Origin of the sequence: Saccharothrix sp. ST-888 (assembly GCF_000955975.1) — a bacterium.
GTDB lineage: Bacteria > Actinomycetota > Actinomycetes > Streptomycetales > Streptomycetaceae > Kitasatospora.
Window position 1 is genome coordinate 1 of the sequence record NZ_JYJF01000960.1, and the last position, 304, is coordinate 304.

The following is a 304-nucleotide window of genomic DNA, read 5'->3' on the forward strand; positions in this document are numbered from 1 at the left end:
GATCGGCTTCATCGCCGCCCGCACCCGCAGCAGCTCACCCGTCGACAGACCACCCTCGGTACCACCCGAACGCCCCGACGTACGCCGGACACCCTCAGCGGTCGGAACGATCTCGTCATGCGCCTGGGAACCGGGAACCCGGGCGAGTTCGAAGCCGTCACCGACCTCCACACCCTTGATCGCCTGAATACCCATCAGCGCGGCGGCGAGCCGGGCGTCCAGACGGCGGTCCCAGTGCACATGCGAACCCAGGCCCACCGGCACCCCGTACGCCAGCACCTCGACCACACCACCCAGCGTGTCA

1 protein-coding gene is annotated in these 304 nt (G+C 69.1%); it reads right to left on the minus strand.

All coding sequences use genetic code 11. The features are described 5' to 3' along the window. Positions 1 to 304: chorismate synthase (locus UK12_RS35175; RefSeq protein WP_045307290.1), on the minus strand; the 304-nt coding region annotated here is incomplete at both ends.